At 48.3% G+C, this 25,044-nt stretch carries 25 protein-coding genes and 1 pseudogene; 13 read left to right on the top strand and 13 right to left on the bottom strand.

The genetic code is table 11. The features are described 5' to 3' along the window. Positions 1 to 51: 51 nt before the first annotated feature. The 5 genes from LKX83_RS13935 to LKX83_RS13915 form a co-directional block, all read right to left on the bottom strand. Positions 52 to 570: a DUF4303 domain-containing protein gene (locus LKX83_RS13935; protein WP_227882880.1), complete on the bottom strand. Its 519-nt coding sequence runs from the start codon at positions 568 to 570 to the stop codon at positions 52 to 54. A gap of 95 nt (positions 571 to 665) precedes the next feature. After that, positions 666 to 1,316: a hypothetical protein gene (locus LKX83_RS13930; RefSeq protein ID WP_227882879.1), complete on the bottom strand. Its 651-nt coding sequence runs from the start codon at positions 1,314 to 1,316 to the stop codon at positions 666 to 668. Further along, entirely contained in the window at positions 1,309 to 1,734 is a 426-nt protein-coding gene (locus LKX83_RS13925) for a GNAT family N-acetyltransferase (protein WP_227882878.1), read from the bottom strand. The genes LKX83_RS13930 and LKX83_RS13925 overlap by 8 nt, the downstream gene beginning before the upstream one ends. Before the next feature lie 262 nt (positions 1,735 to 1,996). Further along, positions 1,997 to 2,464, bottom strand: coding sequence for a GNAT family N-acetyltransferase (locus tag LKX83_RS13920; RefSeq protein WP_227882877.1), 468 nt, complete (start codon positions 2,462 to 2,464; stop codon positions 1,997 to 1,999). A gap of 94 nt (positions 2,465 to 2,558) precedes the next feature. Continuing rightward, entirely contained in the window at positions 2,559 to 3,008 is a 450-nt protein-coding gene (locus LKX83_RS13915; RefSeq protein ID WP_227882876.1) for a MerR family transcriptional regulator, read from the bottom strand. Positions 3,009 to 3,132: 124 nt separating this feature from the next. Here LKX83_RS13915 and LKX83_RS13910 point away from each other — a divergent pair. The 5 genes and pseudogenes from LKX83_RS13910 to LKX83_RS13890 all read left to right on the top strand — a co-directional run. Then, positions 3,133 to 3,882: pseudogene (locus tag LKX83_RS13910) on the top strand (aldo/keto reductase); the annotation flags it as partial. Positions 3,883 to 4,118: 236 nt separating this feature from the next. After that, positions 4,119 to 5,219 carry a bifunctional transcriptional activator/DNA repair enzyme AdaA gene (locus LKX83_RS13905; RefSeq protein ID WP_227882875.1) on the top strand — a complete coding sequence of 367 codons (1,101 nt, stop codon included), beginning with the start codon at positions 4,119 to 4,121 and terminating at the stop codon, positions 5,217 to 5,219. Positions 5,220 to 5,298: 79 nt separating this feature from the next. Continuing rightward, the gene (locus tag LKX83_RS13900) at positions 5,299 to 6,198 is read left to right on the top strand and encodes a DMT family transporter (RefSeq protein WP_227882874.1); all 900 of its coding nucleotides are present in this window, start codon (positions 5,299 to 5,301) and stop codon (positions 6,196 to 6,198) included. 152 nt (positions 6,199 to 6,350) lie between these two features. Further along, positions 6,351 to 6,662 (top strand): ArsR/SmtB family transcription factor, encoded by a 312-nt coding sequence (locus LKX83_RS13895; RefSeq protein WP_227882975.1) that lies wholly within the window; start codon positions 6,351 to 6,353, stop codon positions 6,660 to 6,662. A 72-nt stretch (positions 6,663 to 6,734) separates the two neighbouring features. Further along, complete coding sequence (locus LKX83_RS13890) at positions 6,735 to 7,910, top strand: MFS transporter (RefSeq protein ID WP_227882873.1); 1,176 nt, start codon at positions 6,735 to 6,737, stop codon at positions 7,908 to 7,910. Positions 7,911 to 8,354: 444 nt separating this feature from the next. Here the strand turns inward: LKX83_RS13890 and LKX83_RS13885 are convergent, their stop codons facing one another. Continuing rightward, positions 8,355 to 8,768 (bottom strand): winged helix-turn-helix transcriptional regulator, encoded by a 414-nt coding sequence (locus LKX83_RS13885; protein ID WP_227882872.1) that lies wholly within the window; start codon positions 8,766 to 8,768, stop codon positions 8,355 to 8,357. A gap of 112 nt (positions 8,769 to 8,880) precedes the next feature. Between LKX83_RS13885 and LKX83_RS13880 the strand changes: the two genes are divergently transcribed. Further along, positions 8,881 to 9,354, top strand: coding sequence for an SRPBCC family protein (locus LKX83_RS13880; protein WP_227882871.1), 474 nt, complete (start codon positions 8,881 to 8,883; stop codon positions 9,352 to 9,354). A 96-nt stretch (positions 9,355 to 9,450) separates the two neighbouring features. Here the strand turns inward: LKX83_RS13880 and thrS are convergent, their stop codons facing one another. The 3 genes from thrS to LKX83_RS13865 all read right to left on the bottom strand — a co-directional run bounded on the left by thrS (position 9,451) and on the right by LKX83_RS13865 (position 14,424). Continuing rightward, positions 9,451 to 11,367 (bottom strand): threonine--tRNA ligase, encoded by a 1,917-nt coding sequence (gene thrS, locus LKX83_RS13875; RefSeq protein ID WP_227882870.1) that lies wholly within the window; start codon positions 11,365 to 11,367, stop codon positions 9,451 to 9,453. Between the two features lie 1,163 nt (positions 11,368 to 12,530). Further along, entirely contained in the window at positions 12,531 to 13,175 is a 645-nt protein-coding gene (locus LKX83_RS13870) for a TetR/AcrR family transcriptional regulator (protein ID WP_227882869.1), read from the bottom strand. A gap of 67 nt (positions 13,176 to 13,242) precedes the next feature. Beyond that, entirely contained in the window at positions 13,243 to 14,424 is a 1,182-nt protein-coding gene (locus LKX83_RS13865; RefSeq protein WP_227882868.1) for an FAD-dependent oxidoreductase, read from the bottom strand. 150 nt (positions 14,425 to 14,574) lie between these two features. Between LKX83_RS13865 and LKX83_RS13860 the strand changes: the two genes are divergently transcribed. The 4 genes from LKX83_RS13860 to LKX83_RS13845 all read left to right on the top strand — a co-directional run bounded on the left by LKX83_RS13860 (position 14,575) and on the right by LKX83_RS13845 (position 17,821). Beyond that, entirely contained in the window at positions 14,575 to 15,750 is a 1,176-nt protein-coding gene (locus tag LKX83_RS13860) for a sensor histidine kinase (protein ID WP_227882867.1), read from the top strand. Continuing rightward, positions 15,740 to 16,381, top strand: a complete 642-nt coding sequence (locus LKX83_RS13855) for a response regulator (protein WP_227882866.1) — start codon at positions 15,740 to 15,742, stop codon at positions 16,379 to 16,381. The genes LKX83_RS13860 and LKX83_RS13855 overlap by 11 nt, the downstream gene beginning before the upstream one ends. 83 nt (positions 16,382 to 16,464) lie before the next feature. Further along, positions 16,465 to 17,328 carry a CPBP family intramembrane glutamic endopeptidase gene (locus LKX83_RS13850; RefSeq protein ID WP_227882865.1) on the top strand — a complete coding sequence of 288 codons (864 nt, stop codon included), beginning with the start codon at positions 16,465 to 16,467 and terminating at the stop codon, positions 17,326 to 17,328. A gap of 115 nt (positions 17,329 to 17,443) precedes the next feature. Further along, positions 17,444 to 17,821: a helix-turn-helix domain-containing protein gene (locus tag LKX83_RS13845; RefSeq protein WP_227882864.1), complete on the top strand. Its 378-nt coding sequence runs from the start codon at positions 17,444 to 17,446 to the stop codon at positions 17,819 to 17,821. A gap of 172 nt (positions 17,822 to 17,993) precedes the next feature. Here LKX83_RS13845 and LKX83_RS13840 read toward each other — a convergent pair whose 3' ends face one another. Beyond that, positions 17,994 to 18,398, bottom strand: coding sequence for a winged helix-turn-helix transcriptional regulator (locus LKX83_RS13840; RefSeq protein WP_227882863.1), 405 nt, complete (start codon positions 18,396 to 18,398; stop codon positions 17,994 to 17,996). A gap of 199 nt (positions 18,399 to 18,597) precedes the next feature. On the opposite strand from LKX83_RS13840, the gene ahlS reads away from it, so the two are divergent. Beyond that, positions 18,598 to 19,443, top strand: coding sequence for an AhlS family quorum-quenching N-acyl homoserine lactonase (gene ahlS, locus LKX83_RS13835; RefSeq protein WP_227882862.1), 846 nt, complete (start codon positions 18,598 to 18,600; stop codon positions 19,441 to 19,443). 271 nt (positions 19,444 to 19,714) lie between these two features. Here ahlS and LKX83_RS13830 read toward each other — a convergent pair whose 3' ends face one another. The 3 genes from LKX83_RS13830 to LKX83_RS13820 form a co-directional block, all read right to left on the bottom strand. Then, entirely contained in the window at positions 19,715 to 20,374 is a 660-nt protein-coding gene (locus LKX83_RS13830; protein ID WP_227882861.1) for a DUF4386 domain-containing protein, read from the bottom strand. A gap of 65 nt (positions 20,375 to 20,439) precedes the next feature. Beyond that, positions 20,440 to 22,587, bottom strand: coding sequence for a winged helix-turn-helix domain-containing protein (locus LKX83_RS13825; protein WP_227882860.1), 2,148 nt, complete (start codon positions 22,585 to 22,587; stop codon positions 20,440 to 20,442). A 245-nt stretch (positions 22,588 to 22,832) separates the two neighbouring features. Beyond that, on the bottom strand, positions 22,833 to 23,807 hold the full coding sequence (locus LKX83_RS13820) for a helix-turn-helix transcriptional regulator (protein WP_370639078.1): 975 nt from the start codon (positions 23,805 to 23,807) through the stop codon (positions 22,833 to 22,835). Between the two features lie 130 nt (positions 23,808 to 23,937). Here LKX83_RS13820 and LKX83_RS13815 point away from each other — a divergent pair, with 130 nt between their 5' ends. Beyond that, entirely contained in the window at positions 23,938 to 24,417 is a 480-nt protein-coding gene (locus LKX83_RS13815; protein ID WP_227882859.1) for a GyrI-like domain-containing protein, read from the top strand. 22 nt (positions 24,418 to 24,439) lie between these two features. After that, positions 24,440 to 24,916, top strand: coding sequence for a GyrI-like domain-containing protein (locus tag LKX83_RS13810; RefSeq protein ID WP_227882858.1), 477 nt, complete (start codon positions 24,440 to 24,442; stop codon positions 24,914 to 24,916). The last annotated feature ends 128 nt before the right edge of the window (positions 24,917 to 25,044 follow it).

The following is a 25,044-nucleotide window of genomic DNA, read 5'->3' as shown; positions in this document are numbered from 1 at the left end:
CTATCTCACCTCTATGCCGCAGATCATAACCGCTCTTGAAAAATCCAACTTTCAACTGCCAATCCAATTCCGAAATTCTTGAGCAAGTTCATTTCGGTTCAATCGGGCAATCCAATCACATTCCAGTGCATGCGTGTCATCCGATACAGTAAAGACCAATACTCCCGATTCGGTCAGATCGGAGAAAAAACCTTCCTTTTTCAATGCATCAAGCGCAGCCACGCAACACGCATATACCTTCTCTTTAAAGTCTCTGTGTCTTTCCGCCGACTGCATGCTCATCACTTCGTTATACAACAGATTGGATATATCTTCAAAGCATTCAGCACCTTCAAATTCATGATCCCATTCCCCTGGACTCCAGCGATAATAAATCGCATCATCCGGGTCGCCGGCAATCATTTTGTTCAAGTGATCGGTTGAGTTTACCGCCGGACATACGGTGATTGCATCCGGGTCGGAATACAAGGCGTAACCGCAAAAGCTTTGTCCTGGATATTTGTTTCTTACTTGCTCGAATGCAGCCTTCGCAGCCGCCCCGATTTTTAATTGCAGCACTTGAAAATCCATGTTCTCTCCTTTGTCTTACTTTAGTCGAGCCTTCAACGGCAGGATCGGAGGGGGCGACAGATCGCGATCCAAGCCTCGCAAATCGAGCACGCCCCTTATGGCAGGACACTCGGTCCTGATCCCAACTCTCGATAAACTTCCTTTGCATCACAGTCGGGGTTTAACATTTGAATCATCTCCATAGTAATAGGGACGCCCTCGTAAACTTTTTCAACAACTTCTACTGGCAGGGCCAATTCATAATAATCTTTCGCAAATTGCACGAACTCCTCTGGTGTCCGGTAAATCGCATTTATTAAAAAAGTGGACCCATCATCTGCTCCTTTCGGCATTTTAACGTTTCCCTTCTGCCAGCTCGAATCATTATTTTTACGCCACATACAAAAAGTCACATCTTCTTTTTCAATTCCTTCATGTTCCAGCAGAGATAATAATTCGTTCGGAACGTTATCATAGATGCCTGGCCATACCTTATGTACGTCTTGTGCATATGGGCTTAATTGAGATTCATGATCAAAACCCTTTATGATGGAGCCTTCAACGGAAAACAACATAATAAGATGATCCCCTGCCCCATTATTTATTTTTGCCATACAAACTCCTTCATCCCATTCTTGAACAAAGCTATGATAACGAAGCCATTCCGTCTCACAAAGAATCGTATTCAGAGCTGCTTGGACGATCATTAGCTTTTTTAAGCTTTCCGGTTCTGGTAAGTTAATGCCCTCTTTGAACCACTTACACATGGTTGAGATCCTTTTTGTAATAGTAGTGTTTACTCCCTAATGGTGCATTCTCGATAATTGCTATGACCTCGTACCCATATTTCTTATAAAATTCTGGAGCTTGGAAACTGAATGTATTTAACTTAATGAATGTACAATTGTTTGTTCTTGCTATTTGTTCTGCTTCGACCAATAATCTTTTACCAAGTCCCTGTCCACGGTGGTCTTCATCTACCCATAAAATATCAATCTCCATCCAATTCCAACATACCGCACTGTTGAGACCGGCAATAATTTCTTCTTTGTCATTCTTTAAACATAAATTAATTTCTTCATAAATGCCGTTTGGTACCTTTTTAGAATTGAACTCAACAAGTTTTTTTCTTACCTCATTTGCTTCGTCATTTGTGCTGTGAATGATCTTAGGGGTATTCGACATAGGATCCTCCTGTAGGTTTATCCTCATACACTGCATTAATTTCGTCTAACATTCGTGTATTCACGACGCCCCATCACCTTAAGCCACGAAGTGGCGGCCGCGATGCTATTACCACGATCATACCACGGGTATGGATAATATTGTCGCAGTTGGTCAAACCGGTTTTCCAACGGCAAATTCAAGGCATTGCCCTGACGCCAGGCTGTAATGGCAAGTTTTTGGGCCATCCTTTGCCGGATGGCCCTTACTTGATTGCAGTATGTTACGTCGGGTGCATAAAAATGGTCTCCATTACTCCCCAAGGCGCTTCTTTCTCATCTATCTTCACTAAACCATATTTTTCGTACAAATTAACATGGTCACTGACAAGATATACTTTATCAAAGCCCAGTTCCTTGGCGTATGCCAAGGCAGATAAAATCAACTTTTCACTTATTCGATTGCCTCGATACTGCTCTCCTACAAACATGAACCCGATATAAGGCGTATAGGGAACATCAGGAATACAGTCGGTTTTTGCTAAAGTGCAATAACCAGCAATGTGATTGCCATCAAGTGCTGCAAATACTCTTTCCCAGTCTGAAAAAAAGCGTTCTCTCATTTGTTTCGCTAAAGCGGCTCCTGCTTTCCATGAACAACTCTCTGCATACTCGGCAACGTCTTGCCACAACTTATCGCTATGAATAAGCGATTCTATTTGCATAGATACTCCTTTCTTAAAGACAGCCATCAGCTGGACGGCTCTTTGTTTTTTTATTTTACGAATTGCTCTCCGTTATCAAAATAAGCGTTCAACTCTCCTCCCATCTATTGTATCCGTTCTCTCACGCCTTCCGAACAGAAGGCGAGTAAAATACGTCACGATGCATATGCTGAATTTTGTCCCAGTTGCCGGGATTGGTTGTGTCTGGCATGCGGTGCTCCAGAATGGCCTGATACAGGGCCGTTTTTTGTTCCAAATGGGCAACGTGCTGTTTGGCTTCTTCGAGCTTAACGAGCGCCGCTTCCTTATGCTCCATCATGAGTGCGCAGCGTTGCGGAATGGTCGAATCCCCTTCGAGACAGAGATCGACGTACATTTTAATGACTTCAATCGGCATCCCGGATTGCTTGAGGCATTTGACGCCATGCAGCCAGTTGATCGCTTCTTCGTCGAACATCCGAATGTTGTTTTTATCGCGCTGTACGCTTGGCACCAGGCCTTTATCTGTGTAAAAGCGAATGGCATGCTCGGTGAGTCCCGTTATCTGGGCGGCTTCTTTGACCGTATGCATGTGTAATCCTCTCCTTGAGAAATAAATGGTTCGATACAGCTTGACTTCGTGTAACACGAAGGTTCTAAGCTTACTGTAACGCAAATCAGCCGTAAACGGAATCCCCGCTGCAGTGCCCGAATCCGCGCTGATGGCCGGTTACCGTCTGATCGACACAGCCGCCGGTTATCTGAATGAGGAAGCGGTCGGACGTGCGATCAAGCGCAGCGGCGTACCGCGTGAGGAGCTGTTCATCACGACCAAGCTCTGGGTTCAGGATGCCGGCTACGAGAGTGCCAAGCTGGCGTTTGCCAAATCCTTGAAGAAACTGCAGCTCGACTATCTCGATCTCTACCTTATCCACCAGCCGTTCGGCGATTACTACGGCGCTTGGCGCGCGATGGAAGACCTGTACCGCGAAGGCAAGGTCAAGGCGATCGGTGTCAGCAACTTCCTGCCCGACCGTCTGATGGACCTCATCGTGCATAACGAAATCGTGCCCGCCGTCAACCAGATCGAAACGCACCCTTTTTACCAGCAGACTGAGAGCGCCGCTTTTATGAAAGAGCAGGGAGTTCAACACCAATCGTGGGCGCCGTTCGCTGAAGGACTTAACAACATGTTCGTCAACGAAGTGCTGGCCTCGATCGCAGAAAAACACAACAAGTCCGTCGCCCAGGTCGTGTTGCGCTGGCTTGTTCAGCGTGAAGTCGTTGTCATTCCAAAATCGGTGAGAAAAGAGCGGATCGTCGAAAACTTCGACATTTTCGATTTTGAGTTGAGCGCCGACGATATCGAACAAATTTCCGCCCTCGATACGCGTGAAAGTCTTTTCTTATCCTACCACGATCCGAAATTCGCCAAGATGCTGGGCACCTTGAGAGTCGATCTGTAAACCTTGATCGAACCGTAAACTCATCACGCGTTTATCCTCATCTATTAAGGAAGGACAGGGCGGGCGCCCCTGTCCTTTCTTTACTTGAACTGCAAAAATCAAAGAATAGCAAAACTCGTCGCCTAAGTATGCTGCGAGGCGGCATTCCGGGCTAAACAAATTGATGCCTGATTTTCGGCTACAGCCTTCGGTTGAGTAAGATATAATAAGCTCAATCTTAACGTGAAGGTGCGACCATGATCCATAACGAGAAACGTAAAGCCGAATATTACAAGGCGCTTATCGAGAAAAGCCCGGACTACGAAGGCATCTTCTACGTGGGCGTCACGTCAACCGGCGTGTTCTGCCGCCCCACCTGCCCAGCTAGAAAACCCAAGTACGAGAACTGCGAGTTCTATGAGAACGCGCAGCAAGCACTCTTGGCTTCATTCCGTCCCTGTCAGCGCTGCAGACCCTTGTCGCATCCGAATCAAGTCTCGGATCTCGTCCGGTTGCTCGTCGAGGCGGTTGAGCATAACCCGGAGAAACGATGGAAGGGGCAAGATTTCCGGGCTCTATCGATCGACGAGTCTACTGCCCGCCGTCAGTTCAAAAAGCGTTTTGGCATGACATTCGTTGAATACGCTCGAGCTCGTCGAATGGGACTGGCGTTGAAGAGCATCCGATCGGGGGAAAAGATTATTCATACGCAATTAGCTTCCGGCTATGATTCGAGCAGCGGTTTTAGAGACGCCTTCTCTCGCATCATGGGCGCGCCCCCTACGCGGTTGGACGATAACTGTATTCTTAAAGCAGCGTGGCTAGACACTCGGCTCGGCCCTATGGTCGCCATAGCGGACGAGAACAAGCTCTATCTTTTGGAGTTCGTGGATCGTCGAGGGCTAGAGCGCGAGGTGGAACGTCTAAGAAAAAGAATGAACGCGGCGATTATCCCTGGTGATACTAAGCCGATTCAGTCGATTGAACGAGAACTCGCTCAATATTTCGAAAGTATTTTAGTTGAATTCAAAACCCCTCTCTATCTTATGGGATCATCTTTTCAGCAGAGCGTGTGGGAGCAATTAAGGAAAATTTCACCTGGAGAAACACGTTCATATGCCGACATTGCGGCAGCACTTGGCAAACCTACCGCTTTTCGTGCAGTAGCGCAAGCGAACGGCGCCAATCAACTCGCCATCGTGATTCCCTGTCACCGCGTAATCAACTCCGATGGCGGTCTGGGCGGATATGGCGGCGGAATCGTACGCAAAGAGTGGTTATTAAATCATGAGAAACATGCTCAAGCCATCGCTACGGAAAGTCGATCTTCATATAATCCCCCTTTTCATTTAAAATGATGACATAAAGATGTCAAGTTTCCCATGATACACTCAAATCGAATTCAGTCATTGTGAACCGCAGGAAGAAGGGATCTCCATGCCGCGTCTCGTTTATGCTGCATTAATTCTGCTCAGTCTCATTTGGGGCGGCTCGTTTTATTTCATTAAGATGCTGCTGCACGACTTCGGACCATGGTCCATCGTGTTCCTGCGATCGACGGCCGGTTTGTTGACCATCGTCGTCATGATGCTGGCGCTTCGCCAGCCGTTCGGCTTCCGAACGATCCACTGGGTGCCGATGGCCGTCATGGCGATCGTCAATACCGCGTTGCCATGGACGCTCATCGCGTTCGGCGAAACGAAGGTGGCGAGCGGCATGGCGTCGATTCTGAACGCGACGACGCCGATCTGGACCGTTGTCATCGGCATGCTCGTCTTCCGAAGCAAGACGCATAAGCTTCAATGGCTCGGACTCGGGATCGCGACGATCGGCTTGCTGGTCGTGGTCGGCCTTCGGCCGGGCTCTGATACCGCCGTGAATTTGCTGGGAGTTGCAAGCCTCATTGTCGCCACGATCTGCTACGCGATCGGCTCCCAACTGTCCAAACGACTGATGACGGGCGGCCTGTCCATGTATCAGATCACGTTCGGCACCTTGCTGTGCACGAGCATTGCCAGCGGCAGCGTCGCTTTCTCCACGGAACCTTTTCCGTTCGTGCAGTTGGCGGCATCGACGAACATTCTCATGACCGTCGGACTTGGCGTGTTCGGTTCCGGCTTCGGCTACATTCTGTTCTATTATATGATTCAGAAAGGAAGCGCCGAATTCGCCACGATGGTCACATATTTGGTCCCTTGCACCGCGCTGGTATGGGGAGCGGCCTTGCTGGATGAGAATATGAGCTGGAATCTGTTGGTCGGACTGTTCGTCATACTGGCGGGCGTTTTCTTGTCCGGCCGAAAAACGGGGACGGGGGGGAGAAGGTCGGCGACTTGAAGAAGCTCGTCAAGGACGTGAAGAAAGACCAGGATCTGGCCCGCGCCTCTATTACGAAATGCTAAAAATGACCGGTGAGCAAAAAGATAATTATTATTCAGTTGGTAATTTTTCATATTTACAAATCTAGAAAAGTGGATATAATGAGCGATATGGAACCTTTATTGATTTATAAAGCTTTGTCCAACGAGATACGTTGTCAAATTATGCATTGGCTGAAAAATCCGGAGCAATTTTTTGATGAAAAGCCATATTTGCAACAGGGGCTCAGCTTTCGCATTGGTGTATGCGTAGGAGATATACAGACCAAATCGGGACTTGCCCAGTCTGTCATCTCAAGCTATTTGGCCACCATGCAAAAAGCTGGTTTATTGGAATCCGAACGAATCGGCAAATGGACGTACTACCGCCGAAACGAAAAAACCATCCAGCAGTTTTCCGAGTACGTGCAAAGTAGACTCTAGCCGGAAAGGATGTATTTTCGCTTTTCATATCTACAATTCTATATATGAAAATGCATGGAGGCATACATTGTAATGAACAAGATTCACTCTTCACTTATCATTTTTTTGGCTTTAGGTGTGTTTGGCATTATTACAACGGAAATGGGCATGATTGGCGTTCTTCCCCAAGTCACTCAAAAATTTCACATATCGCCTACGCAGGCCGGGTATCTTGTCAGTATATTTGCTTTCATCGTTGCCCTTTCAGGCCCATTCCTGACCTTACTCGCCTCCGGCATGAATCGTAAAGTCATTTTATTATCCGCAGTTCTTATGTTTGCCGTCTCTAATATTGTCTATGCCTATACAACCAAGTTCGAAGCCATGTTAGCTTTTCGAATTGTCCCTGCTATTTTTCATCCTGTCTTTTTCTCAATTGCTCTTGTGACCGCGGCCAGCCTTGTTTCTCCCGAAAAGAGCGGCAAAGCCGTTACCAAGGTTTTTGCCGGAATCACAGTCGGATTCGCTTTTGGCGTGCCGTTGACTTCGTATCTTGCCGAAAAAATTTCGCTGGAAGCCGCTTTCCTGTTTGGAGCTGTTGTATGCTTGACTGCCTTTATAGGGATACTTGCCTGGCTTCCTTCCATGCCCGTTAAGGAAAAAAAGTCTTTTGGCAAGCAGCTCGGCATATTGCGCAAACCTCAATTGTGGTTAACGATCGCGACCGTTGTTTTTATCTTTGCAGCTATGTTTTCAGTGTACAGCTACTTTGCCGAATATCTTGGACAAGTCACCAAGATGAACGGATCATGGATTAGCATGATGCTGATGGCCTTTGGCGTCACGATGATTGTCGGGAACTTTTTGTTTGGGAGCTTTTTGCACAAAAGCACGACAAGAACTGCTCTCCTGTTTCCTCTCGTATATGCGGTCATTTACTTATTCATTTATTATCTCGGTTCTTATTTCTTGCCGATGGCGATCATCGTGTTCATTTGGGGGGCTGTGCATTCCGGGGGGCTTATTGTCAGTCAAGCCTTGTTGATGACTGATGCGAATGAAGCTCCCGAATTCGGCAACAGCTTGTTTGTCTCCTTTTCCAATGTCGGCATTACGATAGGGACATCGATCGGCGGCTCGTTTATTTCTCGGCTGGGCACACATCAGCTCATCTGGTGCGGCATTATGTTTGCATTGCTGGCTTTCTTGTTGATCATATTTAAAATGGCAATTTCCAAATCAAATACGAAGACATTAAACGTACGCTGAACAAGCCGGAAGCGATAGTTCATTTTAGCGCGGCAGCAACACCGGCCTAATAAAGTACCGAAAACAATATTATCAGGTAATGCGGCAGAGTATACTCACGAAATCTTTTTTTGCATTCAAATGCCCCTGCCGCTCGCTTTTTACAGCTTCGGATGTTATTTTACGCTCTTGGAATTTTTACGTTATGTGGTAAATAGTTGAGGGCAAGCGGCTCGGTTAGTAACTTGTCAGCCCTCGGCAAAAATTTGGTTGCCTCAATAAAAGCACTGTCTTCACCAGCACCTTCATCGAAGTGCCTGCTCGCAAGAGCGGTCTAATCAATCGACGCAGCTCCTCTGCACCGCTACAACCGACAACGCTCCGGCTTTCGCTCCGCGCTAACTGAAACGGCAAGTTTTTGAAATAAAACAAGGGCACTTAGAGTGCCCCATGCGTCGCGATTTTTTATGATGTAATATCGTCGAAATTCTGCAAAAGGCGCAGCTCCAGCCCTTTTTCGTTCGTTGTTAGTTCTTGCATGATCGGAATAGTCATATCGGTATTGGGGTTGTATTTCAGGCCCCAGTGCATAATGGCAAAAACGACCGGAAACAGGTCAAGTGCCTTTTGCGTTGGCCGGTACACGGTTTGTGCGCGGTTTGAATCTCCTTCTATCTTGACGAGCAGGCCTGCTTCAACGAGTGATTGGAGCCGTGCGCTCAAAATATTAGTCGAGATGTGCTCGCGTGAAGCCAGAAACTCGCGGTAATACCGCTTGTTATGGATAAGGACGTCACGAAGTATGACTAGGCTCCAGGGATCGCCCCATATGTCGAGCGCATATACGATTGGACATACTGTGGAAGTTCGCTTTTTCATGAGAATGATTATACAATTCGTGCTTGCATTTTGCAAGTTTGTACTTGCGTTTTGCAAGTACGCGGCTTATACTCGGTGGGTAGTCAACAATTAACGTGGGGAGATAACCTGCATGAATCAAAGTTACAGCACTTTTTTTAAGGTAGAACAAAGCCCCGAGGAAGTCTTCGCCGCCATCAACAACGTTCGCGGATGGTGGTCAGAGGAAATTGAGGGCGCTACCGACGAACTCGGTGAATTTAAGCACCACTACCAGGATATTCACCGCTGCACCATCCAAATCACCGAGCTTGTTCCAGGTAAAAAGGTTGTTTGGCACATTACAGACAACTATTTTAACTTCGTAAAGGACACGAGCGAGTGGAAGGATACCGACGTTGTCTTTGAAATCGCCAAGAAGGACGGTAAGACGGAAGTACGATTTACGCACGTAGGCCTCGTTCCCGCGTATGAGTGCTACGCCGTCTGTACGGACTCCTGGGGCATCTACATAAACGGCAGCCTTCGCGACTTGATCACCAAGGGTAAGGGCAAGCCCAACCAAAGCGAGCAAATTACAAACAAACACGGCATAGAGAATTCTTAGAAATCCATGCCATAGACCGAAACGGCAAGTTTTGGGCCATCCTTTTGCGGGATGGCCCTATCTTTTAGATACTCTGTTCACATTGTTAGCAAACCATTATCCAAGTTTTCCATGAATTTCCCCAAGCAGTCGTTCCTTTATAGTTGCGACTCCCATCACACCAAGGTCTCCTTCACCCCACCGGCGTACGGACGCAGTTTCAGAAGTCCACTCATTCTCACCCAGCACAAGCATATAGGGGATCTTTTCTTGCTGTGCCTCACGTATTTTATAACCGAGCTTCTCATTTCGCAGATCGGCTTCAACTCGGATTCCTGTAGCCTCAAGCATCGATTTTACTTGCAAAGCATAGTCCCCAAACGCTTGCGAAATCGGCAGTATCTTAACCTGAACTGGCGCCAGCCAAAGCGGGAATGCCCCACTGTAATGTTCCGTCAAAATACCGATGAAGCGATCGATTGAGCCAAACACCGCGCGATGGATGACGACCGGACGATGCTTTTGCCCGTCCTCTCCAATGTATGATAGATCAAACTTTTCAGGCATCTGAAAATCAAGTTGAATCGTTGCACATTGCCAGCTTCTCTTCAAAGCATCAAGAATGTGAAAATCGATTTTCGGCCCGTAGAACGCCCCGTCTCCCTCGTTGATTTGGTACGCGACTCCCCGATTGTCTAGAACATTCTGAAGCGCCCCTTCAGCTTGCTGCCACATTTCAACTGATCCCATCGCGTCCTCAGGCTTTGTCGAGAGTTCCATGCGGTATTCGAAACCAAAAACCCGGTACATTTCATCGATTAACGCAATAACCCGGCCAATCTCATCTTCGATCTGATCCGGACGTACAAAGATATGTGCATCATCTTGACAAAATGTCCTCACTCGCATCATCCCATTAAGAGCTCCTGAAAATTCATGTCTGTGTACCTGACCGAGCTCGGTCAGACGAATGGGAAGCTCACGGTACGAGTGTAGGCTATTTTTGTATATTAACATGTGCCCTGGGCAGTTCATCGGCTTTAGTGCAAATTTACCATCGTCCACTTCTGTAAAATACATGTTCTCACGGTAGTGATCCCAGTGTCCAGACTGCTCCCAAAGGCGCTGGTTCATCATGAAAGGCGTTTGAACTTCTTCATAACCGCGGCGCTCTTGAAGTTCACGAGAAAGGTTTTCAAGCTGAGTACGGATAGTCATGCCCTTTGGTAAATAGAAGGGCATACCTGGTGCTTCTTCGGAAAACATAAACAACCCGAGCTCTTTGCCAAGTTTCCGATGGTCACGCTTCTTTGCTTCTTCTAGCAACCGCAAGTGCTCTTCCAACTGCGTTTGCTTCGGGAACGCAGTGCCATAAATGCGCTGAAGCATTTTGTTCTTTGCGTCGCCACGCCAGTAAGCTCCAGCAACGTTTAGTAACTTGAATGCTTTGATGCCGCCAGTGAACGGAAGGTGTGGTCCGCGGCAAAGATCGAAGAACTCGCCTTGGCTATAGATCGAGATGACTGAATCATTTGGCAAGTCTCGGATCAGCTCCAGCTTGTATGGATCGCCCAGTTCATGAAATAGGCGCATGGCTTCTTCACGGTTTACCTCACGGCGGACGATTGGTAGATTTTCCTGTACAATTTTCTCCATTTCCTTCTCGATTTTATCAAAATCCTCGATTGAAATTGGAACGCTGAGATCGACGTCGTAGTAAAAACCATCCTCTATGACTGGGCCGACTCCGAGTTTAACGTTTTTCTCGCCGAATAGTCTGCGCAAAGCCTGCGCCATCAAGTGTGCGGTACTATGACGAAGAACTTCAATGCCTCCCACGTTTTCGAGCGTCAAAATCTCGATCGAAGAATCCTCTTCGATGGGTGTAGCAAGATCGACCGGCTTTCCGTTCACTTTCCCTGAGACGGCATTTTTCTTAAGTCCTGGACTGATCGATTCCGCAATCTGTCCAACGGTCGTCCCGGCCTTATATTCGCGTTCGGCACCGTCCGGAAAGGAAACTTTAATCAACATGTCTAATCATCCTTTCTAGGTTTTTGGCAAAAAAAACACACTCCATCCCTGGTAAAGGGACGAGTGCGTTTCAAGCTCGTGGTTCCACCCTAAATTCGATCCGCCAGACGCGAATCCTCATTCAGATTCTATAACGGGAATACCCGGCGAAATATACTCTCAAGGAAACCCTTGATTTCCAAATCGCAGCTACAAGGTGGTAAATCCTTAAGCTTGTCGAAGAGGATCTCAGCCTAGTCCTCTCTCTCTGGGCGACTCGCGTTAAAGACTCGTGTCCTTGGTCAGAACCATTATTTTATTCTTTTGAGAAAACAAAAAACCGCGCTCCATCCCTGGTAAAGGGACGAGTGCGGTTCGAGCTCGTGGTTCCACCCTAAATTCGATCCGCCAGACGCGAATCCTCATTCAGATTCTATAACGGGAATACCCGGCGAAATATACTCTCAAGGAAACCCTCGATTTCCATATCGCAGCTACAAGGTGGTAAATCCTTAGGCTTGTCGAAGAGGATTTCAGCCGATGTCCTCTCTCTCTGAACGACTCGCGTTAAAGACTCATGTCCTTGATGGTTGCTTTTGTTGGTTCCAATTAAAGCAGAAGAATCAGTAAATGTCAAACGGGTGCGGCTACATCGTCATTCAACGACTACATGATGATTCATCACACATTCCGCAAGAAGAACCCTTAAACAAAAGGGCTTAGAGGTTCATAAATCAAACAATTATACAATTCCTACAACATTTTCGCACATTACCGCAACAAATATTTCGTCGTCACTTATGGTTAGGATCTCCACGCTATCTGTAACGGCAAGTTTTTTGCATCGGAAGAACTCCTGAGTATTTACCACCACTCACTTCTGGGACAAAATTGGAAGAAATACGAGCTAAATCCCAGCAACACGTATCATCGAGTTTCCCGAGAGCGAGTACATCGTGCTCGCAGGAACCGGCGACAAGGAAACTTTGTTTGATCAGTTGACTTACCGCGGCCGAAGTCTTGTCGCAAGTCACGGACTATGCTTACATCGGCGGTCCAAATGCGACTTATCGTAAAGAAAATGGCGAATTTGGGGCTCCTGTAGTTAAAAATAGTAGGGTAATAATACCGACTTTAGCCGTACTGGTTAACCTCCGTACGGCTAAAGCTAGTTGTCCCCGAATCTACGGTCGTATAAGCCGCTGCTCTATTCCATCGAGTAATAAGAGAACGCCGGAATTAAACAGTTCATCGGAACCCATCAAATGAAACACACCTTCTTCGTGCATCCGTTGTAGCACTTTGAATGGCGAAAGATCCGCATGCGTATTTTCTTTTTTGCTCTCCTCTAACGATATCTGCAGCATACGTTGTTCATATTCCTCAACGGCGAAGTTGATGACGTAGTTAAACAAATGGGTCGTATACGAAAATTTTTGTTTATCCGTCAATGAAGTCGGCTCGACCATCTGCAACAGACATTCGAACAGTTGCATAAAATCTTCCTCCGGCCTTGACTTCATCAGAAGTTGACCGGAGCAAGGAAACTCTTGAAGCTTCCTTCGCATAACAGTTGCGCTTAACTGAAGCCTTTCTCGCCAGTCTCCTTGCTTGGGAAGATCGCTTATGATCTCTCTTGACACCAGATTGGCTAACGTTTGATAAATAACCTGCTTGCTCTCGAAGTACCAATAGATCGTAGGAGCTTGAACATTCAATTCCTTGCAGAGGTTTCTTATAGTAAAATTCTCGATTCCCTGGTCTGCGAGAAGCCGCCACGAGGCCGCTATTATTTTCTCCTCGCTGATATGTGGCCTGCGAGTAGGCATAATAAGCATTCCAACTCCATTCCAAATGCTGATATGACTAATTATACGCTATATCGCGGAGAGCTGGTTACTCCTCCAATTCTACATCTTCGGCAGGCAACGGCTTCTGGTTGAACATGATTTCCCCTGCTTTCGAGGAGAGCCGAACATCCCTCATCCCACGTTCGATGGCACCCACTTCATAATCACGCAACGCGGTCAAAAGTTCCTTTTCCCCGTTTATTACGTTGATTAATTCTTTTGAGAGCTCGCAGGCATCAAAAAGTGCCGCATTCCCGCCGATTCCTGCCGGTGTCATGGGGTGCAGGGCGTCGCCCAGCAAAACCAGAGAGGTCGTTTCTTTCCAAGGCTTATACGGCAAAACATTGCGGAGGTGATATACAGCCGTTTTCTCCGGCTCCGCTAATTCCAGCATCCTTTTTACTTGTGGATGCCAATGTTTCGTTTTCTCTTGCGTAAAGGACAACAATTCCACACCGTTCAATTGGAAAAGCTGCTCGTCAGGAATGCCAAACCATTCGGGCGAGCACGCAAACACGGCGTACAGGTAATCCTGCTGAGGAGAGATCTTCACATTAAGGGACATGGCTTCCGGCAGAAGTTCAATATTCGGCTTGAAAGCCATGTCTTCAAGCAGAAGGGACACCGGAGCATCTCCTTCTGCACTTAGAAGGCCTCTCATGCTGCCATCCCCAATGAGCCCATTCAGCTCCTTTCTCCGCGCATCATTCAGAAATACCTTGGTATAAAGGGCCCTGCCCCCGGTATCGAAAATTTTCACCCCGGGCTTGTACTGATGGCGAACTTTGGATCCTCCTCCGTCCGCGCCAACCAGAACATCCGCATCCAGATGCTCCCCATTATCGAACCATGCTCTTAAGCGTCCGTTTTCTAGCTTTTCATAATGGGTCAACCGGTATCCGTAGCGGATCTTGTCGTTCAGTTCGCCAAGCAACACTTCACGAAAGGTAAACCGATTGACGGATGGCGTGACTTCCGCTTTGTTGTACAGCGGGTGCTGTTCTTCGGCGGGTTCCAGCGAGATCGGATCCAAAAAGACAGGGTGTGCCGGTCCTATAACGGATGTTTGAATATACAGATCGTAAAGTTTCTCGGGAAGACAAAACCGCAGCGCATTGGATCCATTCTCATTGATTTTGATTCGGTAGCCTGTTTGAACGAAAGTGTCCGCATGCTCGCGTTCGCAAACATGAAAGTCAATGTGATTCTTTTTCAAACTTTGCGCCAATGCAAGTCCTCCGAGACCCCCACCGATAATAACGACAGATAGTGACTTCACAAAAACCCCTCGCTTTAACTAAGTTATATTTATATATCAATGTTATATTAAAATGATCCTCCTCTGTCTGTCAATGACCGTTTCCTGTATGATGAGGCTATGAAAAAAATCTTATCTTTCATGGATTGGGGCATATTCGCTCTTCGTTCCTATCATTATATTTTGCTGTTATCCCGGGTTCTGGCAGTAAGCGAGTTTTCGAACCGAACATTCATGTACGTGCTCTGGCTGAGCATAGCCTTTGTCGTCCCTTTGCTGTTCTGGTTCCCTGGGCGCCGAGAGAATAAATTCTGGTTCTGCGTACTGGAGCTATTGCTTGGCGGTTCTTATTATGTGAGTTCCGTCATGCATCCGGATCTGACTTCTAAAGCGGACTATCTGCTGCCGAGTCTTGCCATGGGTTACTTATCGACGAAGCAAACCCTGTGGATCGTTCCCTTGCTTGTTTGCATTCCTTTCTCCTTTCAATCTGGCCTAAGATTGTCTTGGGAGCAGACCCTAAGTGTCGGAACAGACAATCTGCTGTTCTGCTTCATCGGGATGTGGGCAAGCTTCGTCGCCAATGCGTATGACCAGAAGAATAAACTGGTAGCGGAAGTGGAGCAGCAAAACAGGCTGTTAACTCACTACACGGCCGAGGTCGAGAAAATGACTTTGCTTGAAGAGCGCAGCCGAATGTCCAAGGAGCTTCACGATACGCTGGGGCATTCCTTCATCTCGCTCATTCTGAGCCTTGATGCTTCTATTGCCCTTATGGACCGCAAGCCTGCCGAAGCCAAGGATCGGTTGATTCGCATAAGAGCATTGGCTGAGGAAAATCTGGAGGAAATGAGGAGCATCGTACACGAGATGGGGGAAGAAGAGGAATCAAGTCTGATCCGACAGGTTGAATCCCTTGCTAACCGTTTCCGGGATCACACAGGTACGGCTGTGACCTTGAGTCTGCCGGAGATAGAGCAGTCCATACGTTTTGAAGTACGGCAGGCGATCCTCCGGGTCATCCAGGAATCCTTCACCAATGCACTTAAACACGGAAAAGCCTCTCAGCTTCATCTGACGCTTAGATATGCTGAGCGCATTCTGCAATTGACCGTTCGAAATAACGGCAAACCGATCGACAAGCTGAATGATGGCTTCGGCTTGACTACGATGAAGCATCGGGTTGAGCGGTTGGGAGGCTGCCTGCACCTATCCTCCGGGGAGGGAACGCCAGCGATAACCGAAGTCAGATGCGAAATTCCGCTGAAAGGAGTGAAGCCGTACGATGAAGATTAAAGTGCTGCTAGCCGATGATCAAGCGTTAATTCTCGAGAGCTTGCAGATCGTGCTGTCCATGGAAGAGGATTTGGAAATTGTCGGTTTGGCCCGGAATGGGGAAGAAGCCGTAAAGGGTTGCGAGCAGTTGATGCCGGATGTGGTGTTAATGGATGTCAACATGCCAGTCATGGACGGCGTCGCCGCAACGGCCCTCATTAAAGAGCGAACACCTGCAACCAAAATCATCATGCTGACCTCCTATAAGGAAGTCGAGTATGTGTTAGCGGCGCTAAGCTATGGAGCAGAAGGCTATCTGCTCAAAGCCATTCATCCCAAAGACCTGGCTGCCGGCATACGGGTCGTTCAGGCAGGAGGGACATTAATCTCGCAGGAAATGGCGCGTAAAATGATCAAGAGCATGAACAATACCGCCTCCGCCAACAAGAATGAATTTGGGCTCACTGCCCGTGAAGTAGAAGTGCTGCATAAGCTGGCTGCCGGCCTGCGTAATCAAGATATTGCCGAGGCATTGTATCTTAGCGAAGGGACGGTTAAAAACTATATCTCGGCGATTTATTCCAAGCTTAATGTGAAAGGAAGGCGGGAGGCCGCCCGCAAGGCCCGGGATTCGGGATTTATGGATCATTAACCCATGACAAAAGCGCACTATCTCTTTATGACTTTTTCAGCCTATACTCATGGCATCGAACAATAGAAGAGGCGATGCATGACATGAAAAGAAAAAGGTCCGGCCATAAAGAGCCGCTGCAGAATGGCGGGAGGCTGCGTGCTTGGCGTTCATTTTGGCGCTTTCCAATCGTCTGGACGATTGTAGGGGCTGCCGGTATTATTCTCATCGATACGTTATTCCGGCAGCTGACGGAGCGAGTAGAGGGGACGGTTTCCCTTATTTTCACGCTCGCTATGGGGTTTCTGGCCATCCTGGTTTATAAGCTCACGCTGACATACCTTGCCCGGCGGTCCACGCCAGAGATCTCTGGTCAGCGCGCAGGGATTGATCTTGTTTCGGGCGTTCTAACCGGGAGCCTCTTTATCGCAGGGTCCGCTGTTATTATTATGGCTCTGGGCGGGTACACCTTTCAGTGGGCCAATTTTGCGGATACGAGCTCTGTTCTCATATCCTCCATAACACCGGCTTTAGGAGCGGCCATTGTCGAGGAACTTCTCTTTCGTGGACTTCTGTTTCAAGCCATTGAACAATGGGGGGGAAAACCGCTCGCGCTTGCTGTGACCTCTCTATTATTTGGAACTGCCCATCTTGGGAACACAGGGGCAACATTATGGAGCGCGTTCGCCATCGTCCTGGAAGCAGGCGTTCTGCTCGGTGCCGCCTTCTTGTGGCGGCGAAACTTGTGGTTTACCATGGGGCTGCATTTTGCTTGGAATGCCGTTGAAGGCTTGCTTGGCATTCCTGTATCTGGACACGCTGCGGCCGGTCTATTTACCGTAAAGGTGAGTGGCGACGCACTTCTCACAGGGGGCGCCTTTGGACTTGAGGGCTCTATCGTTCCGGTTGCAGTCAGTCTTCTGATCTCCATTCCTATGTTGATTGGCGCTGCAAGGAATAAATCCTGAAATATTTGAAGAAAGAAAAAACGAGTATGCTCGCCTCGCTATCAACATGAACCGGCGCTTGTTGCTGTAAAACAATCCTTATATGGCGGAGCACCGGCCGCAGTCTGCCTTATGCATGACCGTCGCCGTTCACGGGTCGGCGGTCGGGGTGTTGTATTTGGAGAATTACGCCGCGGCGAGCTTCTCGTCCAAGGACCGTATCCATATTCTCCATGCGATGGCATCGCAAGGCGTATATATTTGCGAGCTGCTCCGATCGCTAGGCCGGCTCGCCGGAGAATCGGATATTGGCGAGGAGCCGGGGGCGGAGAAGGACGGCGACAAGACGCCGGTCTCGATCGAGGAGCCGCTGACGGACCGTGAGATGGAGGTGCTGGCGCTGTTGGCGGCAGTACTGTCCAACAAAGAAATAGCCGAACGGCTTGTCGTTGCTGTCGGAACGTCAAGGCAGGCACTGTCGATATGCATCGGCAAATGCTGGAGCATTGATTAAGCTATTGTTCGATATCCCGGTTAATTGCTAAACAATTTCCGGATTTAACTAAGGAACTGACAAAATTTTTCGCCGTCACTTATGGTATGGTTCAGCTTAACGGGGCTATCGGCGAATCCGAAGATACCCCTTAGAACTTGCCGTTACAGACAACTCGGGAACCGTATAATGATCACTGTTCCGGGGACTGAGGCTCCTTACTGTAACTTTGATCATAGTGGGCTCTTGCTGCCTCGACATGCAAGTAATTTTCCCTTCCCCATTGTCTTAGCTCTTTCATCGGTTGAAGCAGACTTTCTCCTAAAGGAGTGAGAAAATAATCGACGGATGGGGGTACGGTTGGTGTAATATGGCGTTGAATTAACCCATTCCGTTCCAGTTTTCTTAACGTTTGGGTGAGCATTTTTTTGGAAATGCTCTCAATCCTTCTTTCCATTTCCCCGTAACGTATTCTTCCATTCTCCAGTGCATAAATGATGAGAGCTGTCCATTTATTTGAGATGATTTCAATAACTTTACTGTATCCGCACACTGCCACTGAGATGTCATTTTTGGGGATTTCAGCAGAAGTTGTCAATTAATTTCCCTCCTGTGCACTTCGAGGTTACCAGAACACCTTAAAGTGCCTACTTACGCAAGTTTATTTTATGCATTATTTTGATCTATATCAACGAAGAAGCAACAAGGGGTACATGCCAACAACGCCTTATAAGCCGGCATGGTTGAACATGAACAGCATTCAGACAAAATCAAAAATGTAGGGGGAGGAAATGGTCATGACGAATATAATGAAAGCCCGTCCGAAGTTGTATGTGATGGATAATGGTCGTATGAGCATGGATAAAAACTGGATAATTGCCATGCATAATCCAGCAACGATCAATAATCCCAATGCACAGACACAGTTCGTAGAATTCCCGATCTATACGGTATTGATCGATCATCCCGAAGGAAAAATTTTGTTCGATACGGCCTGCAACCCGAACTCAATGGGCATCGAAGGACGCTGGGCCCAATCCACACAGCAGGCCTCACCTTGGGTGGCAAGCGAAGAATGTTACCTGCATAACCGGCTGGAACAGCTCCATATTAGACCAGAGGAAATCAAATACGTCATTGCTTCTCATTTGCATCTGGACCATGCCGGATGTTTGGAGATGTTCACGAACGCTACGATTATCGTCCATGAAGATGAGTTTAACGGCACGTTGCAAAGCTATGCCCGCAATGAAAATGGAGCTTACGTTTGGGCGGACATCGATGCTTGGATCAAAAACAACTTGCAATGGCGGACCGTCAAACGTAATGAAGATAACCTGCAGTTGGCTGAAGGCGTCAAGATTATAAACTGTGGCAGTGGTCATGCTTGGGGCATGTTAGGCTTACACATTGAAATGCCGGAGACAGGCGGAATCATCCTTGCTTCCGATACCATTTATACGGCAGAAAGTTACGGTCCCCCCGTCAAGCCACCGGGCATTATATATGATACAATCGGCTACCGAAACGCCGTTGAGAAAATCCGCACGCTCGCTGCTCGAACGAATTCCCAGGTGTGGTTCGGGCATGATGCGAATCAATTCAAACAATTCCGCAAATCAACGGAAGGATACTATGAATGACCGAAGCGAATAACTGGGCAGTTCATCGGCGCAAATTTACCATCGTCCACTTAGCCGCGAAGCGCTGGACGAATTGAACCGTCAATTGACGGCTAATGTCGGACGGGCACCCTTCCGGGTGCCTATCCACATACCATTTTTAATAAATCGGCATTTGCCAGTATTCCCCTGCAAAAGGGTTCAGAACGACGCAGCGTGGAACACCAACGTTTGCTAACCTGAGAATCTGGAGAACTAAAGCCAGGTTTACAATTTGTGCGTTTTTAATTAATCAAAACTCCTCCGTTCGAAGATTGAATCCCTTAACCATTATCCAAACAGGAAACACGATTTCGAATATTGCTCCTGGCGCATACAGAACGGGCCCGATTTCTTGGCCAAGGATAGTCAGACATCCGCTCGCCAACAATGCCGCATACCCGATGAAACCGATGACTGACAACAATCGTGGAATCAACCTCGATCGATAGAGGACACTACAGAGCAACAGGCTGCCCAAGCTCAGCACGATCATGGCCATTTGAAAGAGCACTGAATGAGCTTCTAACACTAAATGGCCTATCGTTTCGAAGTATGAACCCTTGGGAGCACTTACGGAGATGTAACTTTTGCTCAGCGCGATAAGTACAAGCGGACTGATTGCACTTAAGATAAGTAGCGCAGACTCCATGAGCCGGGATCCGTAGTACCCCAGCGCAAAGGCTTCGTTATGCTTCTTTAATATGGGGTATAAAAGCATGGCAATCCCCACCACCGCCATGGCGTTAATCAACTCTAAAAGCGATCCCGAAATCACATTTGTTCGATCCGGATACAGATTGGCAAGGAAATCCGGTCGATGTAGAACCGAATCCTGAAGTCCGTTTCCTATCATGTATGCACCCGTCGATACCAAAAACAATGCCCCTGCCACTCTTGCAATCTTATTCATGTTTATCTCCTCTTGGCTATTTTATAAGCAGTATAGCCCGAAGAGGATCGAGGCTTTTAGACACTTTAGTGTGGTTTACGGGTGTTTGGAAACAAATTCAACTCATTGGCACGGGCGATCGCTTCCGTGCGTCTTTGCACCTGAAGTTTTTCGAAAATCCTGCGATTGTACCCTTTGACCGTGTCCAAAGCCAAAAAGAGTTTCTCGCCGATCTCCTTGTTCGAGAGCCCCTTAGCGATGAGCTCGAGCACTTCGGTTTCTCGCTGGCTGAGCGGCTCGATCAGGTTGCTCTTCATTCCGCTATTACTCACACGCTCCAGACCAAGCTGCGCTTCACGGAGCGCTGGAAGCGGCAGATCACCGCCCAGGCGCAGAGCCTCCTGGTAACATTCCGCCGCCGAACAGGTTCGATTCTCAGCTTCCTCGATTTGACCCAGTCCAATCATGGCCATTACGGCCATCAGATGATGACCCATCATTAGGCTGTTTGATATGACTTCATTGTAGGCCTCACGGGCATCGGAATAAATTTCGCGTCGCTGGCAAGCGACGCCCAGCATCCAAGCGGCTGCCGTCCGAACAGGGATATTATCCGGCCGCAGATACGAGAGCGCACGTCGAGATTGGGTGATAACATTCTCAATTCCTTGACTTCCGCTTATCCAAACATTGCTTGCAGGTGCGATCAGTCCGACAAGTTCATCGGTCTTATCGCCCTGCCCCTTGTTTTGCATAGCTGCTTCTGCCGCCAGTAATTTTCGTTCAGCACCGTCAGGATTGCCGGTTAACGCCAATGATGCCAATGTCGCCCGAGTTGCGGCAATCAGTCCGATCAGATCCCTGACGCCGACGTCCTGTTCCGTACCTACCAGGGCTGCCTCTGCCGCTTGCAGCTTGTGTTCGACGCCCATTAGCCTACCTGTAATCAGCAAGGCTGAACCATACATCACCCACAACGCGGGTCTGGAATCCAACTCCACGGCAGGCAATGACTCCAGCCAATTCAGTGAAATGCCTGCAGCCCCGCGAAGATGCAGCGGCATTCCTTTGCCTTCGAGCAGACGTGCGGCACGCTCGATGTCATGGGATTCCACAGCATGGTGAAACGCTTCGATTTCGAAGCCATTGTTTTCATACCAGTCACTTGCTCGTTTATGAAATTCCGCGATATTGCTTCCGTCGAGACTTTCCTGCAGCCTTTTGCGGAGTAAATCGGCAAACAAATGGTGATAGCGATACCACCGTCGTTCATTGTCTAAGGGCACGACGAATAAGTTCTTGCGTTCAAGATCCATTAAGGTTTCCTTACCAGAAACCCCTGAATCGAGCATAACGTCATCACAAATAGACCCGCACAGACGGTCAAGGATCGAAGTCCGCAGCAAAAAGGTTCGAACGGCCTCGGTTTGCCGCTGCAGGACTTCTTCTACCAGATAATCCAGCACGAAATGATGGTTGCCGGTGAAAGACTGAATGAGCCGATCGGCGTCATGATCTCCCTGGATGGAGATCGCAGCCAGATGCAGACCCGCAATCCAGCCTTCGGTACGTGATTCCAACGAGGCTATTTTATCCATGGACAGGTTAAGGCCCATGATACGGTTCAAAAAATCTTCGGATTCGGAGAGCGTAAATCTCATGTCGGCTGCTCGCAGCTCGGTCAACTGATCCCGAACTCGCAATCGAGCCAGCGGAATACTGGGGTCCTCGCGGGTCGTCATGACAAGGTGCATCTGAGCGGGAAGATGGTCAAGCAGGAAGTATACGGCATCATCGACCGGTTTCGAATTTATTGCGTGATAATCGTCAAGTACAAGTATGAAAGGAGTTGAAATGGCCGCGATCTCATGAAGAAGAGCGGTCAGGATCAACTCGGTCGGCGGCAGTTGGGGAGTTTGAAGCATAGCAAGTACGCCTTCTCCTATATCCTTCTCAAGTGATTGCAGAGAGGAGATCATACAGGTTAAAAAGCGGGTAAGTTCGCTGTCCCCCTCTTCGAGCGACAGCCATGCGGCCGGCCGCCCACAGTCGGCGAGCCATTCACAAAGTAAAGTCGTTTTGCCATAGCCTGCTGGCGCGGATATAAGGGTAATCTTACGGTAAAGACTCTCGCTGAGCCTTTTGGTCAATCGCGGGCGGAGGACCGCTTTCGGCCGAGGCGTGGGAATATAAAATTTGGTGGCCATGATAGGGATAGACATATATTCAACCATCCTGCCCGTTCTCTAATCGGTTCATCGCTAAAATTTATGAGGTTGCTACGGCACCAAGCCAACTCGGACTCGCGAACGTTGCAGCCCGGCACAGGGTAAAACATCAACGTAGGGATCGGGGTTTCCATGAACCATCGGTTACGTTCAATGGCCAGCTTAACAACCTTGGCCGGATGACCACCGATCGGAAGATGGGAGAAGGCCGGAATTCCAAAGACATGGAGACCGTCTCCCATTGCGGATATTTATTGGCCTGGCGTGCCTTTTGTTAAAGTGTCAGCACTTCCCCTTAACCGCTCTCCCAAAATCAAGCGCAGCTCATCGGGAATCCGTTCAAACTCGACCCCCTTCCCTAAAAACAAAAGCCAATCCGCGTAATACTCTAGCGCCTCAACATCGGTCACATCCAGTTGAACATTGAAAACCCCACTCGACTGAAACATCCCTGTAAAGGACAAAATAATCCCCGGCGGGTGCATGCGCTTAAAGCGCTGAATCCCAGTCGTATCAAGCTTTACAACCAGATTGGACTCACGTGCGCCAAGCCGTTTTTTGCTTAAAATCTCTTGCTCAGACCGCCTCATCTTCTGCTCGGAAATGGCCGAATCCCGCAGCATCTCAACAGGCAAATAACGAAACTCGTCGGTATCAAGATCATAAACCTCGACCAGCCAACGAGCGTTTGAGTTTAAAATATGAAACAAAAAAACGTCCATCAACTGCGGCCAGCCGGGACTCGGCTCATACGTCAAGCGCAAGTGCTTATCCCGCGCGGCTAGCGAAATCAACTGGTTCAACTCCGCAGGCGCCGCATCATCGAGTTCCAAAAGATTCGGATTGGCAGGATTTGTATTTTCAAAAAGCAAGATATTATTCAGCTCGATCAGCTCGTCGTGCTGGGTTTGCGACGCGATGCCGATGAGTTTTTCAGTGATGGAGCGGCGATTTTGCAAATAAGGCAGCTGCGAATTTTTTGAGGCGATAAAGCTGATAAATATCGCTTTCAGCTCTTCCGGCGTGAAACGGACGGCGGACAGATACTGATTTTGCAGGACATTGTAGCCGCCCCCGCGCCCAAGCTCGGTCGTCAGCGGAAAGCCCATCGCCTGAATCTCGTTAATGTCGCGGATCGCCGTCGCGCGGGAAATCTTGAACTCCCGCTGAATCTCTGCAATCGTAAAATGCGCGCGGTTATTGATGAAGCGCATGATCAGGTTCACTCGTTCTGTCTTCTTCATGATTTTATTGTATCAGAAATGTAGCATCAGTATGATATAAAGTATCGTTTTTTGATACATTTAGCGAATAGGATCAATCTTGTAAAAATAAATCCGCTAAGGAGAGATCAAAATGTCTAACTACTCCATCCAAGCCATCTCGGAAAACTACAAAATGACTGCTTTCGGTGTTACACTTGAAGACTACAACGACTGGGCAGGTAATGCAGCAAAAACCGCAGCGAAAAAAGCTGAAATCACTGAAAACGGCAAGCTTGCCGAACTTCTCGCGCTCGCTGACGGGCAGGAATATCAAATCAACTACGTTATCGACGGCAAGGCATGGCGCGGCTTCGGCGTGATGGGTGCATACGACGTGGAAGACGCGGTCGTTCTCGACTTCCTCGCTGGGGATTACCTCGTGGTGCCTGGCACAGGCGCTGACAAAGATCGCCTTTCTGACGAAATAACAGGCAAAGTTTTCGGTGGCCTGCTGCAAGAAATCACAGACTACAAATACGTTGGTCCCGGTAACTCGACATTCGTCAAAGCCGCTGAAGACGGTACATTCTACGGCGAAATGTGGCTTCGTGTAAAAAAAGTAGCAGGCTAATCTCGGCCAAAGGAGCCCTCCCATGGCAAATTACACAGTTGAACATAAAAAATCATTTACATTGACCGCTTATGGTTTTTCAATTCAATCTAATTTCCAAGACGCACCAGCTTTGCAAAAGGAAAAAGCAGAATTTTGGGGAGAACTCAAGGCTGACGGGCGTTTTGATAAGCTCAAAGCGGCGGCAAAAGATGATCGCGAATGGTCAGTCAACGAGGTTTATCAAGGCAAACCGTGGAATTATTTCGCGGTAGAAGCTAGCAAATCGGTGGCTGACGCAACACGCATCATCGAGTTTCCAGAGAGCGAGTACATCGTGGTCGCAGGAACCGGCGACAAGGAAACTTTGTTTGATCAGTTGACTTACCGTGCTTTTGGCGAAGTCTTGGCACAAATCACTGACTATGCTTACATCGGCGGTCCGAATGCGACTTATCGCAAAGAAAACGGTGACGGCACTTTCTACGGCGAATTTTGGGTTCCTGTGGTTAAAAAATAGTGGGGTAAGCCGGGGGATTACTCCCCCGTACTCGCCTTCAAACCTGATGTACGGATTTCCCGGTGCTCGTGTTCTCGATCTGCGCCGGGACGTTCGATTCTTGCCTTGACATTACAGACCGCCGCCGA

Origin of the sequence: Cohnella baijiui (genome assembly GCF_020731285.1) — a bacterium.
Lineage (GTDB): Bacteria > Bacillota > Bacilli > Paenibacillales > Paenibacillaceae > Cohnella.
This window is presented reverse-complemented; position numbering and strand designations above follow the sequence as displayed.

What these genes read in the sequence shown, in the direction of transcription:
- LKX83_RS13870 (WP_227882869.1), bottom strand. Translation starts at nt 13,175, where the DNA reads ATGCCTACTCGCAGGCCACATATCAGCGAGGAGAAAATAATAGCGGCC.
- LKX83_RS13925 (WP_227882878.1), bottom strand. Translation starts at nt 1,734, where the DNA reads ATGTCGAATACCCCTAAGATCATTCACAGCACAAATGACGAAGCAAAT.
- LKX83_RS13900 (WP_227882874.1), top strand. Translation starts at nt 5,299, where the DNA reads ATGCCGCGTCTCGTTTATGCTGCATTAATTCTGCTCAGTCTCATTTGG.
- LKX83_RS13895 (WP_227882975.1), top strand. Translation starts at nt 6,351, where the DNA reads ATGGAACCTTTATTGATTTATAAAGCTTTGTCCAACGAGATACGTTGT.
- LKX83_RS13825 (WP_227882860.1), bottom strand. Translation starts at nt 22,587, where the DNA reads ATGGTTGAATATATGTCTATCCCTATCATGGCCACCAAATTTTATATT.
- ahlS (WP_227882862.1), top strand. Translation starts at nt 18,598, where the DNA reads ATGACGAATATAATGAAAGCCCGTCCGAAGTTGTATGTGATGGATAAT.
- thrS (WP_227882870.1), bottom strand. Translation starts at nt 11,367, where the DNA reads ATGTTGATTAAAGTTTCCTTTCCGGACGGTGCCGAACGCGAATATAAG.
- LKX83_RS13860 (WP_227882867.1), top strand. Translation starts at nt 14,575, where the DNA reads ATGAAAAAAATCTTATCTTTCATGGATTGGGGCATATTCGCTCTTCGT.
- LKX83_RS13880 (WP_227882871.1), top strand. Translation starts at nt 8,881, where the DNA reads ATGAATCAAAGTTACAGCACTTTTTTTAAGGTAGAACAAAGCCCCGAG.
- LKX83_RS13905 (WP_227882875.1), top strand. Translation starts at nt 4,119, where the DNA reads ATGATCCATAACGAGAAACGTAAAGCCGAATATTACAAGGCGCTTATC.
- LKX83_RS13830 (WP_227882861.1), bottom strand. Translation starts at nt 20,374, where the DNA reads ATGAATAAGATTGCAAGAGTGGCAGGGGCATTGTTTTTGGTATCGACG.
- LKX83_RS13935 (WP_227882880.1), bottom strand. Translation starts at nt 570, where the DNA reads ATGGATTTTCAAGTGCTGCAATTAAAAATCGGGGCGGCTGCGAAGGCT.
- LKX83_RS13890 (WP_227882873.1), top strand. Translation starts at nt 6,735, where the DNA reads ATGAACAAGATTCACTCTTCACTTATCATTTTTTTGGCTTTAGGTGTG.
- LKX83_RS13810 (WP_227882858.1), top strand. Translation starts at nt 24,440, where the DNA reads ATGGCAAATTACACAGTTGAACATAAAAAATCATTTACATTGACCGCT.
- LKX83_RS13815 (WP_227882859.1), top strand. Translation starts at nt 23,938, where the DNA reads ATGTCTAACTACTCCATCCAAGCCATCTCGGAAAACTACAAAATGACT.
- LKX83_RS13845 (WP_227882864.1), top strand. Translation starts at nt 17,444, where the DNA reads ATGACCGTCGCCGTTCACGGGTCGGCGGTCGGGGTGTTGTATTTGGAG.
- LKX83_RS13850 (WP_227882865.1), top strand. Translation starts at nt 16,465, where the DNA reads ATGAAAAGAAAAAGGTCCGGCCATAAAGAGCCGCTGCAGAATGGCGGG.
- LKX83_RS13930 (WP_227882879.1), bottom strand. Translation starts at nt 1,316, where the DNA reads ATGTGTAAGTGGTTCAAAGAGGGCATTAACTTACCAGAACCGGAAAGC.
- LKX83_RS13855 (WP_227882866.1), top strand. Translation starts at nt 15,740, where the DNA reads ATGAAGATTAAAGTGCTGCTAGCCGATGATCAAGCGTTAATTCTCGAG.
- LKX83_RS13915 (WP_227882876.1), bottom strand. Translation starts at nt 3,008, where the DNA reads ATGCATACGGTCAAAGAAGCCGCCCAGATAACGGGACTCACCGAGCAT.
- LKX83_RS13920 (WP_227882877.1), bottom strand. Translation starts at nt 2,464, where the DNA reads ATGGCTGTCTTTAAGAAAGGAGTATCTATGCAAATAGAATCGCTTATT.
- LKX83_RS13885 (WP_227882872.1), bottom strand. Translation starts at nt 8,768, where the DNA reads ATGAAAAAGCGAACTTCCACAGTATGTCCAATCGTATATGCGCTCGAC.